Origin of the sequence: Rapidithrix thailandica (genome assembly GCF_039710355.1) — a bacterium.
Classification (GTDB): domain Bacteria; phylum Bacteroidota; class Bacteroidia; order Cytophagales; family Flammeovirgaceae; genus Rapidithrix; species Rapidithrix thailandica.
This window is the reverse complement of sequence record NZ_JBDKWZ010000019.1, coordinates 40,609-66,424: the sequence shown is the minus strand read 5'-3', so window position 1 is coordinate 66,424 and position 25,816 is coordinate 40,609. Positions and strand designations below refer to the sequence as shown.

The 25,816-nt window shown below is 39.8% G+C and carries 25 protein-coding genes; 1 reads left to right on the top strand and 24 read right to left on the bottom strand.

Annotation, left to right across the window (positions count from 1 at the left end; translation table 11 throughout):
- Positions 1–35 precede the first annotated feature (35 nt).
- From AAG747_RS24420 to AAG747_RS24305, 24 genes are all read right to left on the bottom strand, one after another.
- Positions 36–2,975 (bottom strand): ELWxxDGT repeat protein, encoded by a 2,940-nt coding sequence (locus AAG747_RS24420; protein ID WP_346823873.1) that lies wholly within the window; start codon positions 2,973–2,975, stop codon positions 36–38.
- A gap of 383 nt (positions 2,976–3,358) precedes the next feature.
- Positions 3,359–4,294: an ADP-ribosylglycohydrolase family protein gene (locus AAG747_RS24415; protein WP_346823872.1), complete on the bottom strand. Its 936-nt coding sequence runs from the start codon at positions 4,292–4,294 to the stop codon at positions 3,359–3,361.
- Between the two features lie 124 nt (positions 4,295–4,418).
- Entirely contained in the window at positions 4,419–5,330 is a 912-nt protein-coding gene (locus AAG747_RS24410) for a sterol desaturase family protein (RefSeq protein ID WP_346823871.1), read from the bottom strand.
- A 63-nt stretch (positions 5,331–5,393) separates the two neighbouring features.
- Positions 5,394–6,266, bottom strand: a complete 873-nt coding sequence (locus AAG747_RS24405) for an AraC family transcriptional regulator (protein ID WP_346823870.1) — start codon at positions 6,264–6,266, stop codon at positions 5,394–5,396.
- A 257-nt stretch (positions 6,267–6,523) separates the two neighbouring features.
- Entirely contained in the window at positions 6,524–8,116 is a 1,593-nt protein-coding gene (locus tag AAG747_RS24400) for a serine hydrolase domain-containing protein (protein ID WP_346823869.1), read from the bottom strand.
- A gap of 222 nt (positions 8,117–8,338) precedes the next feature.
- A complete protein-coding gene (locus AAG747_RS24395) occupies positions 8,339–8,977 on the bottom strand; it encodes a hypothetical protein (protein WP_346823868.1) in 639 nt (212 codons plus the stop codon).
- 60 nt (positions 8,978–9,037) lie between these two features.
- On the bottom strand, positions 9,038–9,373 hold the full coding sequence (locus tag AAG747_RS24390; protein WP_346823867.1) for an avidin-fold protein: 336 nt from the start codon (positions 9,371–9,373) through the stop codon (positions 9,038–9,040).
- A gap of 219 nt (positions 9,374–9,592) precedes the next feature.
- Entirely contained in the window at positions 9,593–9,979 is a 387-nt protein-coding gene (locus tag AAG747_RS24385; RefSeq protein ID WP_346823866.1) for a nuclear transport factor 2 family protein, read from the bottom strand.
- Between the two features lie 240 nt (positions 9,980–10,219).
- Complete coding sequence (locus AAG747_RS24380) at positions 10,220–10,696, bottom strand: DUF1203 domain-containing protein (RefSeq protein ID WP_346823865.1); 477 nt, start codon at positions 10,694–10,696, stop codon at positions 10,220–10,222.
- 102 nt (positions 10,697–10,798) lie between these two features.
- On the bottom strand, positions 10,799–11,392 hold the full coding sequence (locus AAG747_RS24375; protein ID WP_346823864.1) for a succinate dehydrogenase/fumarate reductase transmembrane subunit: 594 nt from the start codon (positions 11,390–11,392) through the stop codon (positions 10,799–10,801).
- Positions 11,393–11,454: 62 nt separating this feature from the next.
- A complete protein-coding gene (locus AAG747_RS24370) occupies positions 11,455–12,300 on the bottom strand; it encodes a sigma factor-like helix-turn-helix DNA-binding protein (RefSeq protein ID WP_346823863.1) in 846 nt (281 codons plus the stop codon).
- 438 nt (positions 12,301–12,738) lie between these two features.
- Positions 12,739–13,323, bottom strand: a complete 585-nt coding sequence (gene def, locus AAG747_RS24365; protein WP_346823862.1) for a peptide deformylase — start codon at positions 13,321–13,323, stop codon at positions 12,739–12,741.
- 217 nt (positions 13,324–13,540) lie between these two features.
- The gene (locus AAG747_RS24360; protein WP_346823861.1) at positions 13,541–13,966 is read right to left on the bottom strand and encodes a VOC family protein; all 426 of its coding nucleotides are present in this window, start codon (positions 13,964–13,966) and stop codon (positions 13,541–13,543) included.
- A gap of 119 nt (positions 13,967–14,085) precedes the next feature.
- Positions 14,086–14,475 carry a VOC family protein gene (locus AAG747_RS24355; RefSeq protein WP_346823860.1) on the bottom strand — a complete coding sequence of 130 codons (390 nt, stop codon included), beginning with the start codon at positions 14,473–14,475 and terminating at the stop codon, positions 14,086–14,088.
- A gap of 128 nt (positions 14,476–14,603) precedes the next feature.
- Positions 14,604–15,032 carry an SRPBCC family protein gene (locus AAG747_RS24350; RefSeq protein ID WP_346823859.1) on the bottom strand — a complete coding sequence of 143 codons (429 nt, stop codon included), beginning with the start codon at positions 15,030–15,032 and terminating at the stop codon, positions 14,604–14,606.
- A gap of 23 nt (positions 15,033–15,055) precedes the next feature.
- Positions 15,056–15,382, bottom strand: coding sequence for an ArsR/SmtB family transcription factor (locus tag AAG747_RS24345; protein ID WP_346823858.1), 327 nt, complete (start codon positions 15,380–15,382; stop codon positions 15,056–15,058).
- 196 nt (positions 15,383–15,578) lie between these two features.
- A complete protein-coding gene (locus AAG747_RS24340; RefSeq protein WP_346823857.1) occupies positions 15,579–15,995 on the bottom strand; it encodes a hypothetical protein in 417 nt (138 codons plus the stop codon).
- A 358-nt stretch (positions 15,996–16,353) separates the two neighbouring features.
- Positions 16,354–17,109: an SDR family oxidoreductase gene (locus AAG747_RS24335; protein ID WP_346823856.1), complete on the bottom strand. Its 756-nt coding sequence runs from the start codon at positions 17,107–17,109 to the stop codon at positions 16,354–16,356.
- 163 nt (positions 17,110–17,272) lie between these two features.
- Positions 17,273–18,193 carry a helix-turn-helix domain-containing protein gene (locus tag AAG747_RS24330; RefSeq protein WP_346823855.1) on the bottom strand — a complete coding sequence of 307 codons (921 nt, stop codon included), beginning with the start codon at positions 18,191–18,193 and terminating at the stop codon, positions 17,273–17,275.
- A gap of 193 nt (positions 18,194–18,386) precedes the next feature.
- The gene (locus tag AAG747_RS24325) at positions 18,387–18,596 is read right to left on the bottom strand and encodes a hypothetical protein (RefSeq protein ID WP_346823854.1); all 210 of its coding nucleotides are present in this window, start codon (positions 18,594–18,596) and stop codon (positions 18,387–18,389) included.
- Between the two features lie 62 nt (positions 18,597–18,658).
- A complete protein-coding gene (nudC, locus tag AAG747_RS24320; RefSeq protein WP_346823853.1) occupies positions 18,659–19,576 on the bottom strand; it encodes an NAD(+) diphosphatase in 918 nt (305 codons plus the stop codon).
- Positions 19,569–19,910, bottom strand: coding sequence for a winged helix-turn-helix transcriptional regulator (locus AAG747_RS24315; RefSeq protein WP_346823852.1), 342 nt, complete (start codon positions 19,908–19,910; stop codon positions 19,569–19,571). Before AAG747_RS24315 ends, nudC begins: the two co-directional genes overlap by 8 nt.
- A 109-nt stretch (positions 19,911–20,019) precedes the next feature.
- Positions 20,020–20,952: a glycoside hydrolase family 43 protein gene (locus AAG747_RS24310; protein ID WP_346823851.1), complete on the bottom strand. Its 933-nt coding sequence runs from the start codon at positions 20,950–20,952 to the stop codon at positions 20,020–20,022.
- Positions 20,953–21,118: 166 nt separating this feature from the next.
- Complete coding sequence (locus AAG747_RS24305; protein WP_346823850.1) at positions 21,119–22,444, bottom strand: Stp1/IreP family PP2C-type Ser/Thr phosphatase; 1,326 nt, start codon at positions 22,442–22,444, stop codon at positions 21,119–21,121.
- A 719-nt stretch (positions 22,445–23,163) separates the two neighbouring features.
- Here AAG747_RS24305 and AAG747_RS24300 point away from each other — a divergent pair.
- Positions 23,164–25,428 carry a T9SS type B sorting domain-containing protein gene (locus AAG747_RS24300; RefSeq protein WP_346823849.1) on the top strand — a complete coding sequence of 755 codons (2,265 nt, stop codon included), beginning with the start codon at positions 23,164–23,166 and terminating at the stop codon, positions 25,426–25,428.
- Positions 25,429–25,816 lie beyond the last annotated feature (388 nt).

Genomic DNA, 25,816 nt, shown 5'->3' with positions numbered 1-25,816 from the left:
CCCTAGTGATTCAATTCACCAAACAGCATATTAAGCTACTCCTTAATAAACTTCTTGACCAGCTTTTGATCGTCTGCTTCGGCAATCAACAAATACATACCGGACGGTAGGTTACCCACATAGATTTTGTTGGTGGCATCCGGTTGGACAGACAAGGTTTGCCCTTGCATATTCACTATTTTCACCTGTTGAATTCGCCAGTCACTATGTTCAAACATTAGGTACTCAGAGGTCGGGTTCGGATAGACTTTCAGCCCATCATCTTCCAACCAGTCTTCTATCCCTGTCACACTATCTTCTCCCCCCTTCCAAAGTTGCCTTCCGTGATTTTCCGTTTCGGCAATAAAGTATATCTCGTCATTGATAAAGGATATATGTGAGGGGAGAGAACTTTCAGGCCCACGGATGACATCATACAGTTGGAGGGTGGTTGCATCAGTTCCTTCCGATATCCAAAGCTCCACGCCACTTTCTTCCGTATAGGCACTAAAATAGAGTTTTCCCTCATGGCTTGTCAAATCCCTGGGAATCGAACCATAAGCCCCCTCGTTTATATCACTCACCAAAGTAGTTCCGGCAGGCGTCCCGTCTGTTCTCCAAAGCTCGGTACCGTGTACCCCGTCATTGGCTGTAAAATACAAGAACCCGTTTAACTCTGTATACCCTACGACAACTTTGGGACGATAGAGAGAGGTAATGATATTATAATCCTTAGTTAATACAGATGCCTTTCTTCCAGGGTTAATATCAATCAATTGTACAGTACTTTCTGCGGTTCCGTCCGATACCCAAAACTCCCTTCCGGTTTCTTCTGTGTATGTTGTAAAAATCAACTTTTCATTGAAGCTCACCAAGTCATCAGGCTCGGAGGAATACCCCATTCCAATATCTTTTACCATCTTTGTTCCTTCCAGCGTTCCATCACTTTGCCATAACTCTATCTCTCCTCCCTGTTCTTTCGCTGCGGAAAAGAAAACTTTTCCATTGAAAGCCGTCAATTCTCTAATAGAATAAAGATCTTTGATTTTAAAAGAACCCATCTCCGTTCCATCACTTACCCAAATACCACCCTGAGAAGATAGATTATAAAAAAACACTTTGTTTCCAGAAACAACCATCTCTTCGATATTCATAATATATTCACCAAAGTTTTTGATCATCTCTATATTCTCTCCATTTATTGCAAATAGTACATGGTTTCCACCTTGTTCTGATATGAACAAAATTTTATTCTGGAAGAAAGTCATGTGGTTTCGAGTAAAGGCGTTAAACCCAACAGACAAATCGTTTATCATAGTTGTCCCCGCTTCTGTACCATCACTTTTCCATACCCTTCTGGCACCATTTTCATTATTAGCAGTAAAATATAAGGAGTTGTTATAGCTAATAAAATTTGAAGGACCTGAAGAGTTTTCACCTATAAAGATATCCTTGACTAAATGACTTGTATTTGTAGAGCTATTGTATGTCCATAACTCGTTTCCATGTACACCATCATCCGCACTAAATAATAGTTTATCATTCAACTCCGTAAATTGGAATCGTCCGAAGTTTTTTTGCAAACCATACCTTGATGTATTAATATCAGCAAAGAGCTGAGGGTTCGTAAAATCTAAATTAGCATTCCATAACTCATAACCAATCGCTTCTGAATATCCTGAAAAATACACTTGATTCTTATAATGGAAAAAAGCACCGATAACAGGTATATTGGTTATTGGGGAGGTATTAGCCGTGGAAAAATCAGTCTTCCAATATTTCTTTTGATCCTGAGAATTGCCAAAGGAGATTAAGTAGGAGCCAAGTTTAATTTTTTGAATATCATTTATATCAAACCGAGAGAAAAAGTATGGTTTTACAGGATCAGTTACCAACGTCTTAATTTCTTCCAGCTCATATGTATCCGGTTTCAATCTCAATAGAGCAGTTTCTTCATTAATATTCTTACTAGTAAAAATTAAATGGTTTCCATCTGTACTTAAATTTGAAGGAATAAAATACTTACCTCCTGTTTCATCATGTACTTTTCTGGTTCCTTGTGCGGTGCCATCCGACTCCCATATAAAAAAGTGATTGCTTTCAAACTTATAAAAGGAAAAATATAATTTGTTATTCACCTTTATCACATCCTCGAAATCAATCCATTCTTGATCTATATTTACTTCCTTGATCACTATTGCATTTAGGCCATTACTTTTTAAAAATAATAAAGAACTAGAGTCTTGAGTATTTTTTCTTGCTACAAAGTATAACTCATTCTGAAATTCAATAAAATGGCTAAGCCCACTAGCACTTCCCTGTAAATTTTGCAGGATTGGAAACGTACCTGCTTCACTCCCATCACTTCTCCAAACATTATAACCGCCCGCCATTGGAATGGAGTGAGCAAAGACAAAAAGATTATTTACACTCGATTCAATCACTGCTACACGGTTACTAGGTATATCTCCTTTTACTAAAACTGTCCCATCATTGGTCCCATCACTTTTCCAAACTTCTAATAAATCACCTTTTTTTGAAATCATAAAAAGGTTTTCACCCACTACCGTCAACCGGGATGGGTGAAAATTTGGAACATTGGTAATTCTCTTTGTTTCTTGTCGCGTCCCATCCGTCACCCAAATTTGAGGTCCATTTTGCCCATCGTTGGCTATAAAATAGAGCTTATTATTTAGCACAGCTGAAATTTGCTCCAGTATAGGGCTTGATAAAAAATAATCGAAAATGCTACTTTCCGGCCCCGGGTAAACATCTTTTAATACCTGAGTATTCTCTTTGGTACCGTCACTCACCCATATTTCTTTACCTTCACTTTTTGAATTTGCGATAAAAAACATCAAGCCGTTAAACTCGATAAAGTTTTCAGGACTGGAGCCACCATTCCCATCCCTATAAGTTATCTCTGTAAGTTGCTGCTGGGCTTGTAAAACGGTATAAGGAAATAAAAACAAAAGTAAGAGAAAAAGTCTTTTCATACGTTTAGGGTTTGTGCTATCTGATCATACCGTTGATGGTATTCTTCAGAATTTTCAATTGCTTTAAAAGCCCCAAAAGTAGTCATCTTTTACCAATACCAAATATCTCAGCCCTTGCCTTACAAAATCTTTAACCTTTAGTTTTTATAAAAGCCCAGCACTTTTAACCCGCTATACTCCCTAACGGATTGGCTTATAAGAAGAAATAAAGACGATAGAAACGAATCAATTATCCGGAAAAATGTCAGAATTCCATTTATTAGTTACAAAAAAGAATCTCACATTCCCCATGATGGATGATATCCTTCGCACACAAGAGTGATTTATTAAAAAATACTCCATGAAAAACTTCCATTTACCTATACGATATGCTAGAGTATTTATCACTTTGGGAAAGCAGTTTTTTTGTTTCTAAAGATGCTTTTATCGAAATCCTCTACGGATCTCAACCAAGTCAAAGGTATTTTTTCTTCCAGAGAAGATAGAATCGTAATTCCTCCTACTATAGCACAAATAGTATCCCGATCCCCTAAAATCGAAACAGCCTTCCACAATGCTTCTTCATAATTATAGAGATGGTGTGCCGCACACCAGATGGAAAAGGGAATCGTGTCTTGCGCTATAACATTGATCCCGTTTCCTAATATCGTTTCAATGGTACTAATATGATAGTCTTTTGAAATCGTCAGTGATTTTTGAATTTTCGCCCTAGTATCTGTATCTGGAAGTTCATTCACAACATTACTTATGAATTCATTCGGAGACATTATCCGTCCTTCTACTTTCGATTGCGTTGCCAAAGCAGCACCAATGGCCACTGCCATTGCACCTGCAATTCCTTCTTGATTGGCATGTGTAATTACAGCAGAATAAGTTGCCTGTTCCTTCACCTTCTCTAGTTCGTCATAGTAATAAGCTCCAATTGGACTCACTCTCATAGAAGCTCCATTTCCCATTGAACCCATTCCATCAAATACATTTTGGGCTGTCTCTTTCCAATACTCACCCTTTTCTATTTTCCTCAAAATTCTTCTAGCTGTTGCTCCATACCCTCTGTTAGGATCCTTTATATGATTCACAGAAAACTGAAGTGCCAAATCATCTTGATTTATCTCTCCATTTTGTTCCAACTGCTCAAAAACTGCCAAAGCCATCACTGTATCATCTGTAAACTCCCAAGAGGTTTCCGGAATTTTTCTATTTTGAATGCAGGCAAGTACTTGATCCGTTTCTCCGAAAAAACTATCACCAAAAGCATCTCCGATCGAAACGCCTTTCAAAGAAGTATGCGCTAATGTTATTCTTTCTTTTTTATTCATTTTTATAAGATACATTTATTCAAAGCTAACGCTAATTAGCCCTGGGGCGGGCATTAAATATATGATTTAGCGTTCAATATCTTAAGATAAAGGTGGCAAACTATAATTTTTCAGGGCATAGTAATCACTCACATCTCTTGTAGTTTCCTAAATTTATCCTTTCTTCTTCTTTTTGTTGAAAATACTCCGGTCGCCAGGTTAAAGCTCCAAAGATCATTTTAAACCGGTCTTTCCAGTTCGTACACTGACAGACATCCCGCCAGATATGCCGGTATTCGATAAAGTTAATTTTGATGGGATTGTTGGTACGGATGTTTTTGGTCAGGCCATACACTACCTTTTCTTCTTCCCGTTGGAAGGTACCGAAAAGTTTGTCCCACAAGATCAGAATACCTCCGTAGTTTTTGTCCAAATACTTTTCATTAGATCCATGGTGTACCCGGTGGACGGAAGGCGTATTGAAGACTTCATCCAGCCAACCCAGTTTACGGACTTTTTCCGTATGAATCCAATGCTGATACTGTGCAACAAACACCAAGCACAAAACCGCCTGAAAGGGATTGAATCCGGCCAATATCATGGGTACCAGAAAGACCCACTCGATGGCACTTTCAATTATACTCAGCCGGAAGCCTACCGTTAGGTTATAGTCTTCGGAGGAGTGGTGTACACTGTGGTTGGCCCACAAAATCCGGTGTTCGTGTTCCAGCCGGTGCATCCAATAATACGTAAAGTCTGCGGCCAGCAAGCCCAAGAGCCAAGTCCACCAAGTCATCGGAATTTCCCAAGGGACCAATAGATAGAAGGGCAAAAGGCAAACGAGTCCGATAGAGCCGAATGCCGTTTTTTCGAGCAGTTGCCCCATCATAAAAATGACAATATTCGCTCCGGTATCTTTCCACCTGCGCACTTTACTCGTGAAAAAATCCAATAATATTTCGATAAAAGTAATGCCTAGGTTGACGATAAATATCAAGGCTACAAGTTCAAGCAACTCCGAGGTCTTGAACAATTGAAACAATTCTTCGGTTTTCATCTTTTAAGGATTGTTGGATAGAAGGAATGAGGGATTGAAGGAATTAGGAATATTGCCCTTTGTTTACGCCAGAATCGGGATATGAATTTCGGTGAGCAGTTCCTCTTTCGGGGTATCGGCTTCATCGTTTACATAAAACTCCAAAATAGGTTTGTCTGCAAATTCCTTTTGTACATGCACCATCCATTGGGCATAGATGGAATCATAGGTATCCATACATGTTTCATGGCTTCCTTTATGCACAAATTTGACATACTTCTGCGATTCGATTGGTTTGGTTTTGAAAAAACCTTCCAAGGGAAACGATAGTGGTTTCTCTAATACAATAGCGGTATTCAACCGGCAATTCAAAGAATCCGTGATTTCATCATCGTCTAAAATCTCCGCCAGGTAGAGAGTATCAGCAGTCAGAAGCCCCTGTTGGTGAGCATAGGCTATCAATTGATTCCAGGTGTCTTGTATTCCTTTTAAATTTTCATACGCTCCTTGGTACTCAAGGTATAAAACCTCCAAAACCGGAAGTTCTTCTATTTCAAAGGGAAGCTCAGGAGTTTGGAACAATGTCGCCGTACCGGATGCTTTTTGTGTAATTTCCAGTTTCAGGTGTTGTACCTCCCGGAATGCTAAAGGAGAACATTGGAATTGGTTTTTAAACGCTTTGCTAAAAGCAGCAATATCACTGTACCCGATATCCAAAGCAATATCGGAAATAGCGGCATCCGAATATTTCAAATACTCGGCAGCTTTTTCCAACTTCAGCCTTTTGATATATTGTCCGATGGTTTCATGTTGTAAAGCACGAAAAATCCGGTTGATATTCCGGTAAGAATAATAGGCTATTTCCTCAACATCCTTAGCCGTGATGTCGTCTTTAAACCTGTCGCGAAGAAAATCGGTCACAGCCTTGAAGCGGTCTAACTGGGTTTGATTGCTCATAAACGATACGATTAATTTTATGATGCAATTTCTTGAAATCTCACCTAAATTTGTTTGTTCAATTTGGACATTTTGAAAATAGGTACAACGGGATGCTCAGGATTGTCAACGTAATTAGAAAGCCGGCTTTTTATATTTACAAGCAGCTATTTTCCTAAAGTTGACGGCATTAAGTAAGACATTTGTGCCAAAATACCCAATAGAATGAACACTATAGCTCTATCGCTTAAAAATCCGTTGGGGATTTTCAGTGAACTTTATTCCTTGATAAATTCCAAATTTTTGATTCCTGCCACTTCCAAAATAAAACTCGAAACCAACCCTTCCTTCCGGCAAAAAATAAATTGCATTTCCTGAGTAACAAAACGATCGTCAGCTTGGGGGATTAATTCCCAACATTCCTGATTTCCTACTTTACAAAGTAAGGCTTTGTCGCCAATCAACATATTGTAACGAACATCCAACTCTTTAGTTGAATATACTCCTACATAATCTTCCAGATTCAAGCCGGAAAAGTCTGTTGCTTGTTTTCGCTCACATTCTGTCTTCTTGCCTTGTTGAAACACTGTCAATTTAGAAGCTTTTCCCTCTCTAAAATCAGAAAATTCAAAACGGATTTCCGCTTGTTCCGGAAGCACAAAGACATTGGTAGCGATGGGCCGGATAATATATTGAGATTCATTCCAGTTTTGCATTACAGTCAATCCGCTTTGATCAACCTCGATCAAACATTCAATCCCAGGCTGAATGACATACTCCCCGGCAAACGAACTCAATTCCTCACTTGAAAGTGGAAGAAATTTCTGCGAACCAGATTGCTTCTCCGGAGCTTGAGCATTTACATTTCCATCTAAAAAAACATCTGCCAGCATAAAATTAATGGCCCAGGGCAGAATATCATTGCGATTGGCAAAACAAACCAATGCCAACTCTTCTTTAGGAAAAAGGACAAAGTGTGACAAATACCCTACAAAAGAACCTCCATGGCTAACCGTTTTCAGTCCTTGATAGGTGGATATTTCCAAACCTCCCGCGTAGTTGGTTTTTTGTCCGTTTTCCAGCATGCCCACACTGGTCATTTTCTCCCAAAACTCCCGGTCAAAATAGGTACACAACGCATACTCATCTATCCACTTTTTAAAATCAGTGATAGTAGTAAATACGCCACCGTCCCCCACCATGGGCAAAGGAGTCATACTGATTTTAAAGTTTTCCTTTTCATCTACCGTATAGCCGGTGGCTCTATTTTCAACAATACGTGTAGGGTCATCGTGAAAGTGAGTATGCGTCATCTCCAGAGGAGCAAACACATATTCCTGCGCAAACTCTGCCAATGTTTTCCCGGATACTTTTCTGACGATTTGCCCTAACAGCCAATATCCGGAATTACTGTAAGCATAAGCACTTCCGGGTTCAAAATTCAGGTTTTGTTGACGAACCAACCACTCCATTACTTCAAAGTCTGTGTAGTAATCTTCCTTTCTCTTACCTGCAAGGTAAGCCAGCATCAGATAGTCCCGGAGACCGCTGGTATGATGGAGCAGATGATGCACCCGGATTCGTTGTGCATACTCCGGAAACTCCGGGAAGAAATTTGACAAACGATCTTGTAATGATAACTTGCCTTGTCTTTCCAACAAAAAAATACAGGCAGCCGTAAATTGCTTAGAGGTAGAGGCTATTCTGAATACAGTATCTTTGGAGTTAGGTACTTTATAGTCGAGGTTGGCCAAACCTAGTCCCCGGGTATAAACCCACTCATTATTTTGGAAAACCCCAACGGAAAATCCCGGTTGGTTGAGTTGATTGTATTCCGCTAAAAGTGAATCAATCTGATGTTCGTATTTCATGGTTGATAAGTAAGAAGAGTGTATTGGTTCAAACTATTTTTTTATATAAAACAAATTGATTAGATAATCAAAAAAACACTTGCTTCATGCATCTTGACGGTACAAAAGAGAAAGGACTTTTTTCCGCTAACCCGAAACATTCTCACCAATACCCTGTAGCTACTTGACTCCAAAATCAATCGATTTTTTCTGAATCGGGATTGCCGATTTACTATACATTGTTCACAAAAGGTTAAGTCTGCTCTCTCTAGGTTTTAGTTCTTCGGCTCTGGCATCGCTGTCAGCGTATTCTTCCTGTTCTTTGATTAACTCTTTCAGAATTTCCCTTAGCTCCCGGATCATCGTATCCATTCGGGCCTTTTCCATTAGTAAATTCATTAGTGCTATGATAAAAATAAATAAATAAATCATTCCCAAAAAGCTTATAGGCCCTAAATTACTGAAGGGTATATGGGGGCCATTATTTATTCCAGAGAACCATAAATAGTTCTTAATCCAAAAGCATAAAAATAATATCATTCCAAGCGGTATTTTGACAATTACCACAATCTTATTCGTTGGTTTCAGCGTGGCAATACACCTAAAGTGTAAAAATGCTTTTGACCGGTTGAAGCTTAAAAAACGAAACCGGGAGAGAAAATAGACTTTTCCATTTGTATTCAAATGAAACACTCCTTCTGACTTCTTAATTGTACGGGAAGATGGCAGGCTTAACTTAGTACTCTTAACATCAATTGTTTTTTTATAAACAGGTATTCCCATCCGGTATATAAACGGCCAAAAAGTATAAGCCAGCAGTATTTCCGCTAATGTTAAAAAGCCTAAAATAGCACCGGTAATAAAGAAGAATTCATGTTTCATGAGCTGTGTATTTTGCAGGGGAGTTGACTATATCTTTTTATTTATTCCTGACAAGCCCTTTCAAACTTCCTCAAGTACCGACTCTCCTTCAGAACAATCGCCTGAAGTCCATTGCCAGGATTCGTGCAAACGGATTTTTCCATTTTCCAGTATTTCGGGGCGGGAATGACAGGTGCCGGTCATTAAGATTCCCTTGGTATTTACCTGATGATAACGCATATTGATATTTCCCTCTTCATCCACCAGACCAATCAAATGGCCTTTGAGTATTTTACCGCCACTGTACTCCGAGGTAAGGATGTTTCCCTCCTGTTGGTACAGGAAAATTGTTTCTTCGGAAGTTTCCCCGTTTTCCGAATTACTGATTGGTCTGAATTTTTTATCGTGATAGTTCATCCTTTAGAGCATGTTTAAGATTCTTTTTTGATGATGAAAATTATACAAAAATGGAGCTGTCTAAAAAGACGATGGATAAGCACTAAAGATTTACACAGAAACCACTAATTATAAATTAAATATTTGTGACTCTTTCTGTCTTAAAAACTTTTGTGGATTTTTTTATTCCTTTGACTTTTTAGACAGCTCTTAAATAAAGCAACTAAGCTCAGCAATGACTTAACTAATATCTTCAATCGACACGATTTTGTCTTCTTCAAAACGGAAGATGGTTTTTCCTTTCAAGGCCAAGGTATCTCCTGCTTTCATCCCATTAGGCAGGTCTACCGCCAACACTCCTTTGTAATCAATCTCTAGGGTCACTTGCTTGTCATCAAATTGAATATTCCGGATGCTTTGTTCCCTTTCCCGGAAAAGGTTTTTTGCCTGTTTGGCCTGTTTTTGAAATGCCTCTTTGCCTTCTGTAGTCAGATTTACTTCGCCATTTGAAATGTTTTTAAATACCACATTCGGATGCAAATCTCTTAGCATACCTTCAATGTCAAAGCTGTTGTAGGCTTTAATGTAGTTTTCAACCGCTTTTTGTTTGATCCTGAGTTGATTCATTTTTTTAGTAGGTTTGAATTGAGTAATGACCCTACCTCCAACGGGCTCGCCCATGAGAAGTAATAAATTTTGGCCAAAGTAAACAGGACAAATTTCAAAATCCAATTCTTACCCCAAAAACAGCTCTCCTTCCAACGATGGCAGCCTTTTACCATTATAAAAAGGCAACTTTGTTGAGTTGCCTTTTTTAATTTCAAGGAGGATTGTGAGATCACATTCCCATTTTTTCAGCCATAAAGCTTAATTGACCCGTTTGACATTACACATATAACAACCCGCCCCTGAATTATGGATATGAATATATTTCACATTCTGATTTTCAAAAACCTCTTCGAGGTACCCTCTCAACTGCTTACCCTCTACGGTACGGGATTCCTCCAAATTTCCCTTCCGGTTATACCCTCTGAGCGAAAGCAAGCGGCTTTGTAACATTGCAGGCAATTCATTGGGTTTCAAACGGGCCGTTTCTACATTTTTCCGTACAAACACGGGTCCCGAGGCTTGGTAAGGAGAGCTGACCGGGTGATGCTTAAAAGCAAATAAAAGGACTTCTTCACCCATAGGACTTTCCTGCAGGCTCACCCGACAAGGGTACCCTGTGGCGCGGTTTACGGTTTTCCATTCGGCTCCAAAGTTTGATAGTTCTTCCTCACCAAGTTGAAAAAGATGGTTAATTTCAGAAACGTCAATAGCTTCTACTTGAAAATTAGTTTTCATGATTTTATTCATTTAATTCTTGTCTGACAAAACTCCGCTTTACCCTTGGCACAAACAACCCGTTTATTGCGCAACCCAATAGTCAGCTTACTATGTAACAGACTATAACTGGTACTCCGAAGGTATTTCTACTTGCATCATGCCTATCAGGATGACCAAAGCTATGATCCCTCCGATCCACATAATCACCTTTGTCTGAAAGTTTACCGCTACGGGTTGGTTGGAAAATCGCATCATTTTTACCCGGTGAATACAGGCAACATGCGTAAAAAAGGCGATGACCGACAAGGAATAATAAGGCACAAAAAATAACAAATGCGGAAAAGTATTCAAGCCAGCCGCACCGAAATACAGATTGGTATCTATCCCTGCATAAAGCCTTCCACTCAATACCGCTCCGACATGAATCAACAGGAAAAAGGAAAGGTATAACCCGGAATAGAGGTGGAGCTTGTCATAAATAGTATTGAGGTCTTTCCGTTTGCTCCTGAGCAATTGTATTCCTGATAGGATTTGTAAAAACACTGCCAATAGCAAAAGTAACTCAACAAACCGGTTGCGGTAAACCGTACGAGCGATTTCCATGAAAGACAGGTGGGCCTCCGTACCTCCAAGAAGCATCAGGTGATTGGTCAAGTGCACACCAACAAACAGTGCAATGGTCAGTCCTGAAAAATAATGCAGTTTCTTTGTCATAATCAGTGGTTTTATTTGTTTCCCCCTAATGGCAAAAAACCACCGTACTTTGTGACAAAGAATCAGAGAAATTTCAATTTATCCGGATTTCGCTGCAAGTATATGGTTCGGATCTTGTCTTCTGAAGCGTCTAATACCACCACTGTATAAGGCTCACTTGCAGACGCTTCGTACAACAATATCAAAATATTGCTTTCTGAATTTTTGATTTCTACCCGGATATTGGAAGAGGCTTGTTTTTGAATCCCTAGCAAAAATTTGATGCATCTTTCCACTCCTTGTATCGGTACTGTGGCTGCGGCTACTTTGCCACCACCATCCGAGTAAATGGTAATTTCCTCTACCAATAATTGCAACAAAGCCTCCATGTCTCCGGTGCGAACACTATGAAGAAACTGTTGGGTCAGTGCTTCTTTTTTATGTTGATCGACAACATTTAAAGGGGCTTTATGCTGTATTTTTTCTTTACTTCGTTGGTAGAGTTTCCGGCAATTTGCCTCGGTGAAAGGCAAGTCCATCGCAATTTCTTTAAAACTCATTTCAAAGCTCTCCCGGAGGATGAAGACCGCTCTTTCATTTGGATTAAGCTTAGACAAAAGATGCACAAAGCCGAAAGATACATCCAACCCGGAATGTTCCAAATGGGAAGGAAATATATATGGCTCGGGAAGCCAGACGCCCGGATATTCGCTTCTCTTCTTGATTTTTAAATAATTAATGGATTTATAAACAGTCGCCCGTACATAGTACCCGTTCAGATTTTCAATGGCAGCGACTTTGTCCGTAGCTATTTTTTGACTCAAGTCCACCAATACTTCCTGTACTACATCTTCCGCATCCTCCACTTCTCCCAACATTTGATAGGCTGTCCGGAACAAGGTTTCTCTCAACGTTTTTAAATCGAGCATAATCATCTTTTATATAGGAATCCTGATCCTTACTTTCTTTCTTGATAAAGAAAGTAAGCAAAGAAATCAAGGGCTGTTGAAAAAATTGCTAAAACTCTCCACAAAAAGCGAAAATCTTCGAAAAAGATTCTTTATAGTTTTAAAACAAAAACTCTATATCCCGAAGATTTTTCTACGCTTTTTATGAAAAGTTTCCAAACGCATTTTTTCAAAGGCCCGAATTTTAATAAACCCATATCATTTCAGAGAAAATACCTTTGCCTCCAAAGGTCTCTTTTATTGGAGTGAATTAAACTTTTTCTTTTTCCTAAAAAATGTTTCAAAAACGCTTCCTCTGTCTTAATTTTTCAACAATAGCTTTGGCTATCCTTTCAAAAAGTGCCTTGATGAGCCGGTTTTGATTCCATCTTCGGTCAAAAACTATAAGTGGAAACCACTTTATTTCAAAAATTTCATTGGGTACTTGGTTGGAAATTTCCCTTTGGCGATTTTGTTCAGTTTTCCATTGAGCAATTTCTTTTGCAAAGGGGATAAATAATCCAGATAAAGAATCCCTTCGGTATGGTCAAATTCATGCTGGATCATCCGGGCGGTCACTCCGGCAAATGTTTTCGTATGTTGGTTAAATTCCCGGTCAAAATACTCTATTTCAATTTCCCAAGGCCGTTCTACCATTCTACTCAAACCGGGGATACTCAGGCACCCCTCCTCATCCATCCAGGCTTCTTCCGAACGGTGAAGGATACGGGCATTGATAAAGGTTTCCATAATTCCGGTGTCCCCCTCTTCAAATAATTCCTTCCGGTCCCTTTCCGTCATATACTCATAGGTAGATTTACTGTCTACCAAAAACAAACGTAGTGACTTTCCGATTTGGGGAGCTGCCAACCCACAACCATTTGCTCCATACAACGTTTCCCACATGGCCTCCACCAATGCATCAAATTCTGGAAAATCCTGCGTCACTTCTTCACACTTTGCACGCAAAACCTCGTGTCCGTAAGAATAAATCGGAAGTTTCATTTCTTTATATGCTTCATAAAATACATTACACTACCTACTCACAAGTAAACACAAAGTTACACAAATCAACAGTGATCTGCCAAAGGTGAATATGTACATTATATAAACAGAAATACAATCATTTTGCTTGATTACAAATGAGCCGCACAACTATAAAAAGCTGCCTCATAAAAATGAAACAGCCTTTTAACTTTATGCCTTAAAGAGTTATCTTGCTTTATGCTCTTTCCGTAACGTTTATCATCCAACGAATGCCATACCTATCTATCAAATTGCCATGCCAGTCTCCCCAGAATTGTTTGGCAAAAAGGACTCCGGTTTCACCTTCCTCCGACAATTGTTCAAAAACCTTTTTGGCCGTTTCTACCTCAGAAAAATCCAGGGAAAGAGCCATATCTCCACTACTTTTATGAGCCCGTTTACCGGGAAATACATCACTGGCATACATAGTCACGGCACCAAAAGTTATGTAAGCGTGCAATACTTTCTCTCTATACTCGGCGGGTGCTTTCATTGCCGGATTATCGTACCGGTTAACGACTTCTACCTTTCCTTGAAATATTTCACTGTAAAAATTGAGTGCTTCTTCGCAATTGCCCTCAAAACTCAAATATGGAGTGAGTGTTACTGATTGTTGTTCCATAATGCTTGCTTTTAATGATCTAATGAAAGACAAAATAACAGCGCAAAACGGAGTCTGAATTGTACGTTTTAGACAATTTTTTCATGAGGAAAAATTTGCTCCGTACCACAATATATCTTTTAACTTGGTTGGTAGATCAGAATATAATTACCACAAGTATCGTCTAACATGGCCTGGGTGATCGAACCTGTAGTTTCCAGCTCTTGAACAAAATGAACTCCCTGTTCTTTCAACCGCTTGTACTCCTTTTGGATATCGTCCACCTCAAAGGAGGTATAGGGAATTTTGTCTTTTACAAGTGCTTCTTTCAAGGCCTTCATTGCCGGGTAGTCCCCATTCGGTTCGAGAAATAACTCTACTCCATCCGGTTCTTCGGGAGACACCACAGTCAGCCACCTGTCTTCCCCCACAGGAATATCGTGTTTCTTTTCAAAGTTTAATACTTCCGTATAGAAGTGAAGTGCCTTTTCCTGATCACTTACGGGAATGCTTGTGAGTTTGATTTTCATAAGAGTCATCTTTTTATAGGTTGGAAAAATTGTGGTTTAACCTTAGTTGAATAGTCAACTATGAAAAGTAAATCCGTAAAACACCTATCGAATCCTTGTTTGGAATTGCTTTCCGGAACAAAACCAGCTTACATTTTTTCCAGATGCGCTTTCAAGAAAGCACCGATAATTTGGCCCCATCCCTCTTCAAAATTTGTAGAAGCAAAATCTTTATTGTCTTTGGGAAAGGACTCCAAGCCTTCATGGCTCAACTTCAAACGGGTAAACTCCCCTTCCGGAAACAGTTCAAAGGTAACAAACGAATTGCCCGGATAACCGTCATACCGCCAACTGTATCGGAGTTTTTTCAGTGGAATCACCTCGGTCACTTTACAGAGATGCAAGTATTCACCGTTTTCTGTTCCGGCATTGAATTGAAACTCAAATCCGACTTCGGCTTTGAATTCCTTCAGGTCAAAGTACCATTCTTTCATCTGTTTTTTATCCGTAATCGCCCGCCAGACCTTCTCCACTGGCGTTTTAAACGTACGTTCAATGACTAAAAGCTTTTTATTCATTTTGTTTTGGGTTAACAGATGTATCATGAATCGGTAGGCGTGTCATTCATTAAAAAATCGTCCAGTGCATCCAATTTTTGATTCCAAAAAACCTTGTACTGATCAATCCAATCAAAAACTTCTTTGAGCTTTTGAGGTTTCGCTGTGCAATAGCGCTCCCGCCCCTGTTGCTCTATCATCACCAAACCACATTCTTCCAGTATTTTGATATGTTTAGAAATCGCCGGGCGACTGACCTCAAAATGTTCTACAATTCCATTTAATGTCAAGGTATTATGAACCAACAATCCCATAATTTCCCTTCTGGTCGGATCGGCTATCGCCTGAAATACATCTCTTCTTGCTTTCATCTAACTCGTAACCATTTGGTTACTAATTTAACAAAATAAAACCAAATGGTTACATATAATTTGATTTTATTTTATAAACTCCTCAACAAATGTTTTTAAGCATGTAAAGCAAAAGCATCCCTCTTAAGCATAGGCAAAGCCGGGATACTTACTCATCATTTTTTCCTAACGGTACTCAGCACGTGCTAGCCGGTTACTATTCATAAATTAGCTTCTTGTCCCAACCTTCCAGTGAAATGGAGATTTTATTTTCACCTTTCACTTTCAATGGAGACAAATCAAACGAAAGTTCTTTGGCCAGATAGGCCTCACAAGGGTCTTCATCTTTTAAAGTCAAGCGGATGTTTCTTTGTACGGGAACTTGGCCTAAGCGCTCTCCGGAATCAATCAGTTTCCAGTCAGTAGTTCCACACCCGCCACTATATCTTACAGTAAGTAACAGACAATCATTTTTAAGTGTGGCTTTGAAAATGGAGAATTCGTCTGAGGGAGTCTGTAAATAACGGTCTTTGTCAATGATGACTTGTTGTTTACAGTCAGGCGAGAGCCGGGGGTGATCTTTACATCCTAAAAAACTTATCGCGGATACATAAACAATCATTAATAACTTCATTCTTCATGATTTTAAGTTATAAAATTCTGACATAGAAGTGAATTAAACTTTTTCTTTTTCCTAAAAAATGTTTCAAAAACGCCTCCTCTGTGTTACTTTTTTCAACAATAGCTCTTGGCTATTCTCTTCAAAAAATGCCTTGATGAGTCGATTTTGATTCCATCTTCGGTCAAAAACTATACGTATAAACCACTTCATTTCCTACTTTAATAAAGTCACACTAAAGACTCGTAAAGTTGTGTGCCTTCAAGGAATATTCTCACACCAGCACAAATCAGCTAATCCCACTATTTTGCAACACAAATAACCCTACAAGTCTTTTTTATCGACTACTGAACTTTCCCACATCTGCAAACATTTACAAGAACATACCTCCGGAAGCTTCAATTCTCTGCCCATTCACCCAACCTAATGCATCGGAGCAGATTGCCGCCACTACAGACCCAATATCTTCGGAGCGGCCGACTCTTCCCAATGCCGTTTGAGAAGCGAGAAATTCCTTTGCCTCAGGGTGTTTTTCGAAATTACTTTTATTAAAATCGTTATCAATAGCCCCCGGAGCTATCACATTGACACGAATCCCCCTTGCTCCCAACTCTTTGGCCAGGTACTTGGTAAACACTTCCACGGCTCCTTTCATACTAGCATACGCAGCATATCCCGGAACACTGAAACGGGCCAAACCGGTGGAAAAGTTGACAATAGCCCCGTTGTCAGCCAAAAAGGGAAGCAGTTTTTGAGTCAAGAAAAATACACCTTTGAGATGTACATTCATCAAACTGTCAAATTGCTCTTCGGATGTTTGAGTGATTGGGGAATAAATACCAAAACCGGCATTATTCACCAGAAAATCAAAGTGAGTTCTTTCCCAATGAGTTAGCAAAATACCAGACAGTTTTTCTACAAATTTGCTCAATGACTTCACTTCCCCAAGGTTGAGCTGTAAAGCAACGGCTTTGCCTCCGTTCTTTTCCACTTCGGCAATTACTTCCTCGGCTTTTTCTTTTTGGGTGTTGTAAGTAATAATTATATCCGTTTCTTTTTTTGACAGAGCTATCGCTGTATTTCTACCCAACCCCCGGCTTCCCCCTGTAATGAGTGCTACCTTTTTCATATTGTTTCTTTTTTAATTTTCGATGGGTTTTTTCTAACAAATATTTATTCGCTTTGTCAGAAAAAACCGGATAATGAATACAATGACAAAGGTGGACGCTTCTCACAAATTCTTTGTTGCGAGAATCACAGGAAAGCTTGCAAATACATGAGAATGCTTTTCGTTAAAGTGCAAACTTTTTGCGGTAGAGAGAAGGGCTGATACCGGTTTGCTTTTTGAAAAAATTACTGAAATGGGCTGTTTCCGAATACCCCAAACGATATCCTATTTCTTTAATCGACAAGGGCGAGTGTTTTAAGAAAGCTTTGGCTTGAGCTATAGTTTTTTCCGCGATCCAAGTGCTCATGGATTTTCCGGTCTTGCTTTTAATCACATTGCTAAGGTAACTGGGATTAAGATTTTGTGCTTTGGCATAATCTTGTACTTGATAGAGAAATTGTACTTTGTCTTCGGCCAGATGACGGTAATGCCCCTCCAAGGTTTGTTTGAATTTTTTTACAATTTGAGAGCTTCGTCCCCCTTCTTCCAAAGGATAGTAATTGCCCCAAAAAGCTTCTTTGATTTTCAATAACAAAACCACAAAAAGATTGCCTATGATACGATACTTATAATGGGAATCCGATTGGTATTCAGTCAGAATTTGCTTATACAATTGTTCAAAGGCCTGAAACTTTTCCACGGAAAGGATTTGTGGCGGAACGGTCTCAGCCAATAGAAAAGGAAACTCTTGAAAGATGTCCTTATGCACATTGGTTTTCAAAAACTCTTCACTCAAGGTAATGATATAGGCGTCCTTCAGTTCATAAAACTCGAATGCCTTCAGGTGCCCGGGGTTGGTAAAATATATTGTCCGGGCCGAATAATCAAAACGATGCTCATCGGTGGTATAATTCCCTTTTCCATCCTTGACAAAAATAAATGAATAATAGTTGGTTCTGAACACCGGAGATTTAAAAGGCACTTCTTTATGAATATCCAATAAATTATGAATAGTGAACTCTACCTCCTGCTCAACCGGCAAACCCAATGCATTGTAAAGATCACTTAGCGTTTCATAATAGGCGATATCGTTTTTCGTACTCATCTGATCAGTAATAAAAACCGCATTTCCTTAAAGCCGTAAAATTGAATTTCAAACACTCTCTAAAAGTTTTTAGAAGCCGACTCTCTGCATCGCTCATGCACCCGAAAGTCATCGCTCTGTAAGGACTTTATCATTAAGGTTGAAATACGAAAATAATATTCTTTCCGAAAGCAAAAAAGGAACAGGGAAGTTATCATTCTCCCTCCTTTGCTTCATTTTCACAGTGACAAATACCGCTCTTTGATACTGGTAAAGCCCGGACAATCCGTTCATTAATATTTCCCGACGAAGTACCTCTTCTCATAAATGCCTCTTCCGGCAAGTCATAAATAAATACTTTGATCGTCTCAAAGTTCTGCCTGAGCTGCTCCAGCACCTTACCATCATCTTCTAGCAAATCCATATAGATTATGGGAATAGGATGGGTATTCGTCCGGCAAAGGTTTTGGGATATATCGCATAGGTTTAAAGGTTTTCTTTCACCCAGGATTCGATTAAGTACCGGGCTATGGAATCTTCTCTCGACAAGACCAACGTACCCTCTTTTACCAGCCGGTCAATCTCTTGAGCCGTAAACCATCCCGCATCTTTGATTTCTTGATTATCTACTTGGTAGTATTGGCTTTTTGCTTCGGCAACAAATCCCAGCATGATGGATGCCGGAAACGGCCAGGGCTGAGAACTAACATAGCGTATATTACCCACTTCTACGTCCACTTCTTCTTTCATTTCCCTACGCACGGCATCTTCAAGGCTCTCGCCTATTTCTACAAACCCGGCAAATGTAGAACAGCGATACCCCTGTTCTGTTTTGACTTTATTCAACAGACACATTGGCGCTTGCCCCAAAGGCTTGTGCTCAATCAAAACGATGATAGCCGGGTCTATTCTTGGAAAAGAAATTGTTCCACAGGATTCATGGATGCATTTTCTACTATGGCCCCGGTCCCGGCTTTTAGTCGCCGAGCCACAAACTCCACAGAAGGAATACATTCTATTCCAGCGAGCCAGTCCCTTGGCATAGGCAAGCAAAGCAGCTTGTTCCCTGTCTAACTGACGAACGATGGTGCGGAGATCTAAAAATTCACCTGTACCTAAAGTTGTTTCCAAATCGGACAACTCTGTATCGGAAAGGTCAATACAAGCAATCTTACGGTCATGCTCTTGTCCGAGAAAGATTACTTTTTCCGAAAGTGCCATAAGTTCGTTGGTAGCATCTGTCATAACCGAATAACCACTTCCGTTTTTTTGACAGTAAAACTTCTCATTCCAAACCGGAATTAAAGCATTCGGTGCGGTATCACTACCTTTTAAAGGGCCGGTATTTCGCAAATGTACGGCCCTGGCAAACTCCGAATTGCTATAATATTGTACTTTATTCATCTTCTTTTTCTTTAAAATTCTCAGCCCATTTTCTCGACCATTTTCCCAAGGGTTGTAGCAATAAAAAAAGTTCTTCTCCCTGAGAGGTAAGGGTATACCCCTCTAAGGAGCGCTCAATTAAAAAAGCCTGTTTTAATTCTTTTAAACGTTTGTTCAAGGTGGTTGGGGAAATCGATTCACATATTTGCTGCAATTCCCGGAATGTGCAAGGACGCTGGTGTAAATTCCAGATAATTCCCATGGCCCAACTTCGACCTAACAAGTCAAAGAGTGCCATAATGGGTTGTCCTGACTTGGAACCACGTACAGGTTGTCCTGGTATCGGTAAATCCATACTAAATCTTTCGCTTTATATTCTGTAGCAAAGCTACATATAATGTAGCAATAAGAAAAATATATTTCCCCCTTAGAATTCTCACTCTAAAGATGTAGTTAATAGCAGATCATTCAGAGGAAAGTAACTTATCCAACTCGTCTTTTTTTACTTTAAACACGGTTCCATGCCGGGTTCCTTCCGGGAAGGCAACTTGATCGGAAATATCAGTCCAAGTAACCAAATCGGTTGACAACACCGCACCCATCCGGTGCCGGGTATATTGGTCAAAATAAACAATCCAGCCCATTCGGGTATGCGCCACAGTTGGCCCTTCCACCCAACTTCCGGTGATAGGCTCAGATGCTTGCGTATATCCCTGTAAAAGTTCAGGACTTCTGGCAATTCGAATATTCTTCTCAACTACCGGATGCTTTGTCTCATTTTTCAAAAACATCAAATACTCATTTTCCACTTTCCGGATGGTGGCATCAATTACATTAAACCCATGATCATACAATACTTGAGTTTTGCTGAATTGCTTAAAATCTTTGGTAGTTGTATAATACATCCGGTGGTTATAGCCATCGTCTCCGGTAGAATCCGTTTCTGCAAACTTACCGGGAATCGTAGTAGCCCAATAGATCAGGTAAATCTCTTCATCACGATCGTAGTACAGCTCCGGTGCCCAACAGTTTCTGGCATTGGGCTCTTGTTGCATAACCGGAAGATATGCTTGTTCCGACCAATGAATCAAATCTGTGGAATGGGCATATCCTATTCCACGTTCGTTCCACCCACATGTCCATACCATATGAAACTTGCCATCTCCACCTTTGATGACACAGGGGTCACGCATCAGCTTCTCTTTCCCCACTGCCGGCAACAAGAAGGAACTATCATTGTTTAGTGTTTTCCAGCTCAAAGCGTCTTCGCTATAAGCCAAGTGCAACCCATCTTCTCCATTATTTTTAAAATAAGAGAACAAGAATACCGTATCCTCTTTTTGAGAACAAGCAAATACCAATATCAGAGGGAGAGTAAAAAGTAAAATTTTCTTCATTTTTTTATCGCTTAATTCTAGGGATTTTAGAGATAAATCTACGAAAAAAGAAGCTCCTATTCTCTTAGCCCCATCAAAAAAGGACCAAAGCTGTTTAAAAACGCTTTGGTCCTTTTTTGATTTTTTATAAAGATCTGTCACTTAGTACGCAGCAGCGGAAAAACCACTATTTATTAAATGGAATAAAGATAAATTTACCAGGTTGTACATCAGGGTTAAAGCGTTCTACCAGGGAAGAATCGGCTAATTCGGTATAGTACTTTTCTGCAATATCCGTTAAGGTTTCACCTTCTTTCACATAATGCAACCCTTTAACCGGCACAATAAACCACCGCTCTCCCAAAGTCTCGCTGCTTTTAATGGCAGAGGTGTTGAAAATATTATACCTCAAAGAAAGTTCAGCGGTGTTAAACTCTTTGTTTTTATCTCTTAACAAACCGTACAAACGGTAATGGTCGCTATCAAACGAATCAAAATAATGATCCCGAATGCTTTGTATGGCCCCTTGTTGAGCTTGTTGCAATGTTTCTGCTTTTTCTTTATAGTGATAAGCCACGTTTTTTAATGAATCCGCATAACTCTGCATTTTGTTCAAATCTGCTTCCCAAGCCTGTTGTTTCTGCAAATAAAGCAATACAATAAATGCTGAAAAAATCAGGAAACTTACTACGGAGAGTAAGGTTCTTTTGGGAGAAATCCCTTCTTTTGAGGGCATCTGTTGCGTGTCTTCCTGTATCATGCTCAAAGTTGATTGATCTGGTTGGTACTGAAATAATAGGACCGAAATATTATCCACACCCCCCCGTTCGTTTGCCAAGTCAATCAGACGATTGACAATACCCTTTAACTCAAGCGGGGCAATAAGTGCTTGCCGGATTTCTTCTTCCGTCAGCATATTGGTCAAGCCATCGCTACAAAGTAACACCCGGTCACCAGCCTGCAAGTTTACAGAAATTTTAGCAACATCTGGCAATATTTGTTGCATCCCCAAGCTTTGAAGAAGCTCGTTTTTCCGGGGATGCTGATCCGCTTCTTCCGTAGAGATTACTCCTTTATCCACCAAACTTTGTACATATGAATGGTCCTTTGTGAGTGCTTTGAGTTCAGCCTTCCGGACAAGATATGCCCGGCTATCCCCCACATGCGCATGATATAGTTGTTCGTTTTCCACCAAAACCATTACACAGGTAGTGCCTAAATGCAAGTAACGGGGATGCTGTTGACCAAACTTCCGGATTTGCTCATTCACGTGCAACAAGGCACCTTCCAATAATTCAACCGGTTGAGAATGGGCTGTGTGTTCTTGAAGGTAAGTTTCCAAATATTCAATGGCCATTTGTGAAGCAATCTCTCCACCGGGATGCCCACCCATCCCATCACAAACCATAAAAAATTGTCGTGAGCCTTTGGTAAAAAAGTTAAGTGCATCTTCGTTTTTAACCCGTATCTTTCCAATATCACTTCTTGCTACGATATCGTTTTTAGCAATCATGTACCTTACAGATTTGTCCATTTAGTGTACTAAAAATAGAAAACGAACTACAAATGCCACAGTATTGCATTTGTTTTTTTTATAAAAAAATAAACCACACGAACTTGTGGTAAGCGACCAAATAGAATAGGCCGAATTCTACGGAGTTTTTATCATTAATACAAGGGCAAACTACATTTTCTAACCTGGGGTTCTTTGAGCTTTGCAGCCAAATACAACAAGGCTTGAAGTTTACTCCATCCGATACCTTCTCTCTTGGTGTAATATACCCTTTTCTCTTTTTCAAAAAAACGTATCCATTTCCCAAAGTTTGAAGAAAATGTACTTTCACAAGTAGTAGGACAAAAACAGTTATTCAATAACAATATACAATGTATTTCTTACTTCTCATGAAATAGAACTTCCTCTCCCTCTCAAATTTCCTTATTTAGGGGCTTTTATCTTAAGCTGGTAAATAGTATCTTTAAAAGAAATAGACCTATACTAAAATGTAGTTACAAGCCATTCCATCAAATCCGGTCTACCTCTGTAGGAAGTCCACTTTCTTATATTAAATTAATACCGAATAATACCTATATTATCAATCGTACTTTATTCCGTACCGGCTTGGAGAAGTCGTTCAACAGGTTTGAATAACACAAGTTTTCTTTCTTATTTAATGGACCTGAACCCGGCCCCATGATATATCAATACTATGTTTCCTTGAAAACCCTGATTTCATGAAACTTTTCAGATCAGCTATTTGCATTTCATTATTGATTTTAGCATTTCAGCCAACGTATTCCACTCATATTGTAGGAGGAGAAATAGAATTAACCCATCTTTCCGGTTCCAGTTATAAGTTGGCCCTTATTCTGTATTTCGATCAGATCAACGGCAATCCGGGCGCTTTGGACAACAGTGTCAGCATTTCTTCCTTTAGCAAACGTACCCATCAGCAAGTCGGCACTTTTATATTGCCCTTGGTTTCAACCTCTTCCGTAGCATACAGTTATCCCGATTGTTCGATTCCTCAATTAAGAACCCAAAGGATTTATTACGAACGCACCATTCAACTCCCTCCCGGTGAGTACAATGAAGCCGAAGGCTACTATATGGTCTTCGAGAGATGTTGTCGGAACGGAGTCATTCAGAATATTTTTGATCCGGGTGGGGCCGGACAATCCTTTTATCTGGAGTTTCCCGCTGTAGTACAAGGAGGACAAGCCTTTATCAATTCTTCTCCCCGTTTGTTCCCTCCCTTAAGTGATTATGCGTGCTTGAATCAACCCTTTTACTTCGATTTTTCCGGGGACGATCCGGATGGTGATTCATTGGTATATTCTATGGCTATTCCTATCAACGGACATAGCACACCGGACTCTCCGGCACCTCCCCCTTCTCCGGCACCCTATTCACTGGTTCAATTTCTATCCGGATATAACCTGGAAAATATGATTAAAGGCGAGCCTCCTATCTCTATCAACCAACAAGGCTTTATCACCATCACTCCCACCGAAACGGGATTGTTCGTATTCTCGGTTAAGGTAGAAGAATACCGGGATGGCAAAAAAATCGGAGAAGTCCGAAGAGACTTTCAAATGCTAGTGATCGATTGCCCGCAAGCCAGCCCCCCGGAAATCATTAAAGTGGTAGATAAATACCAGGAGGAATACCACAGTGGAAAAAGCATTACTTATCAAGCCAACGAAACGGACAACTGTTTTCACCTGACGGTAAGAGATGAAGATGCAAATACCCGGTTAGTTTCCAAAATCATCGCCAACAACTTTCCCGAAAACGATTTGGTTTTCAGTGGGGACCTGGACGTCATCATCCACCCGGAGGACTCGGCTCAAATACAAGTTTGTCTGACAGAGTGCCCGACCCTCATCAATGAGGAATATTCATTCAAAGTTTTAGTAGGAGATAACTCTTGTAGCCTTCCCATGTTTGATACGGTAGAAATCAACCTGTTTATAGAACTACCCAATCACAAACCCGAAGTGCACACGGATTTGGATTACGATGAAGACTTGGGATGTTATTACGGAGAGTTTTCCATCGATGAACTCTCTTCTTTCGAAATTTTTGCAGAAGACAGTGACTTGGACAGTATCTGGTTACAAGGCAAAGGAGTTGGGTTTGATTTAACACAGTTGGGAATTTCCTTTCAAAACACTCAGGGCAAAGGCACTACCAGTAGTCAGCTTTCCTGGACACCTACCTGTGCAACACTGGGCACCGGGATTTCGGAAAAGTTATTTGAGTTTGAATTCATTACGAGCGATATAGGTAGGTGTGGGATAATCTCTCAGGATACCGCTTGTGTACAGATTAAAGTATTTAAAGACCCTATCCCGAATGAACGGCCAAAATTACAGATCAATGCACTTCCGGTGGATATGCAAGGACGTTATTTCAACTCAAATGCTCTTGTAGGCAAGTCTTTACGGTACGAAATCATTGGCAGTGATGAGGACAATGACCAGGTTGAAATCATTGGACTAACACCTCAGTATATCTTTGATTCCCTGGGTATTTCGTTTCAAGGAGCCAGTGGTCCTTCCCCACAGGTAGCGACCTTTGAATGGACACCTACTTGTGATTTTCTCAATGAAGATTTTTCTCCGAAAGAGTATGAATTTGACTTTTTAATCAGCGACCAAACATACTGTGACTATGCCACTTATGACACATTAACCTTGCGGGTCACCGTAACAGACTTATCCCAAATCGAAATACGGCCCTTTCCCAATGCCTTCACTCCCAATAACGATGGCAAAAGTGATGTTTTTAAAATCTCGAATTTGCCCATTGACAATTGCCGGGATTCCTTCAAGCATATCCAAATTTACAACCGGTGGGGAGAAGATATTTTTTACAGCGAAGAACGGAACTTCGAATGGGACGGACGGGGATTCCCCCCCGGAATCTATTATTATAGTATTGAATATAATAATGCACATTACAAAGGGACTATCAGCATTGTAGGAGAACGATAACCGTTCGAATCGCACAGGCTTGGCTTCCGGTAACTCATCAAGTTCTTTAACTTGTCTTAAAAAAAGACCGGTTCGGTATCTGAAAAAAGTCTCGATAATATTAAAAACCACTCACAAAAAATGGGTTCATTCCCCCAACGCAATACTCATTCAACAAAATACTGCCTGGATGTAGGCAACTTTACATTGTTTCATCATGCAACTTTGTCAGGTATGTCTGGTATTTTGACGGGATCTTAGCAACTCATTTCCGGAAGCTTATTTCTCAAAAATAAAATATAATACTGCTTTTCAAGCAGTTAAAAAAATATCCGATTAATTCACGTATATTGTAATATTCCTTGGCACAAGGATTGAAAAACTCCTCTGTTCAAGATTTATGACAATT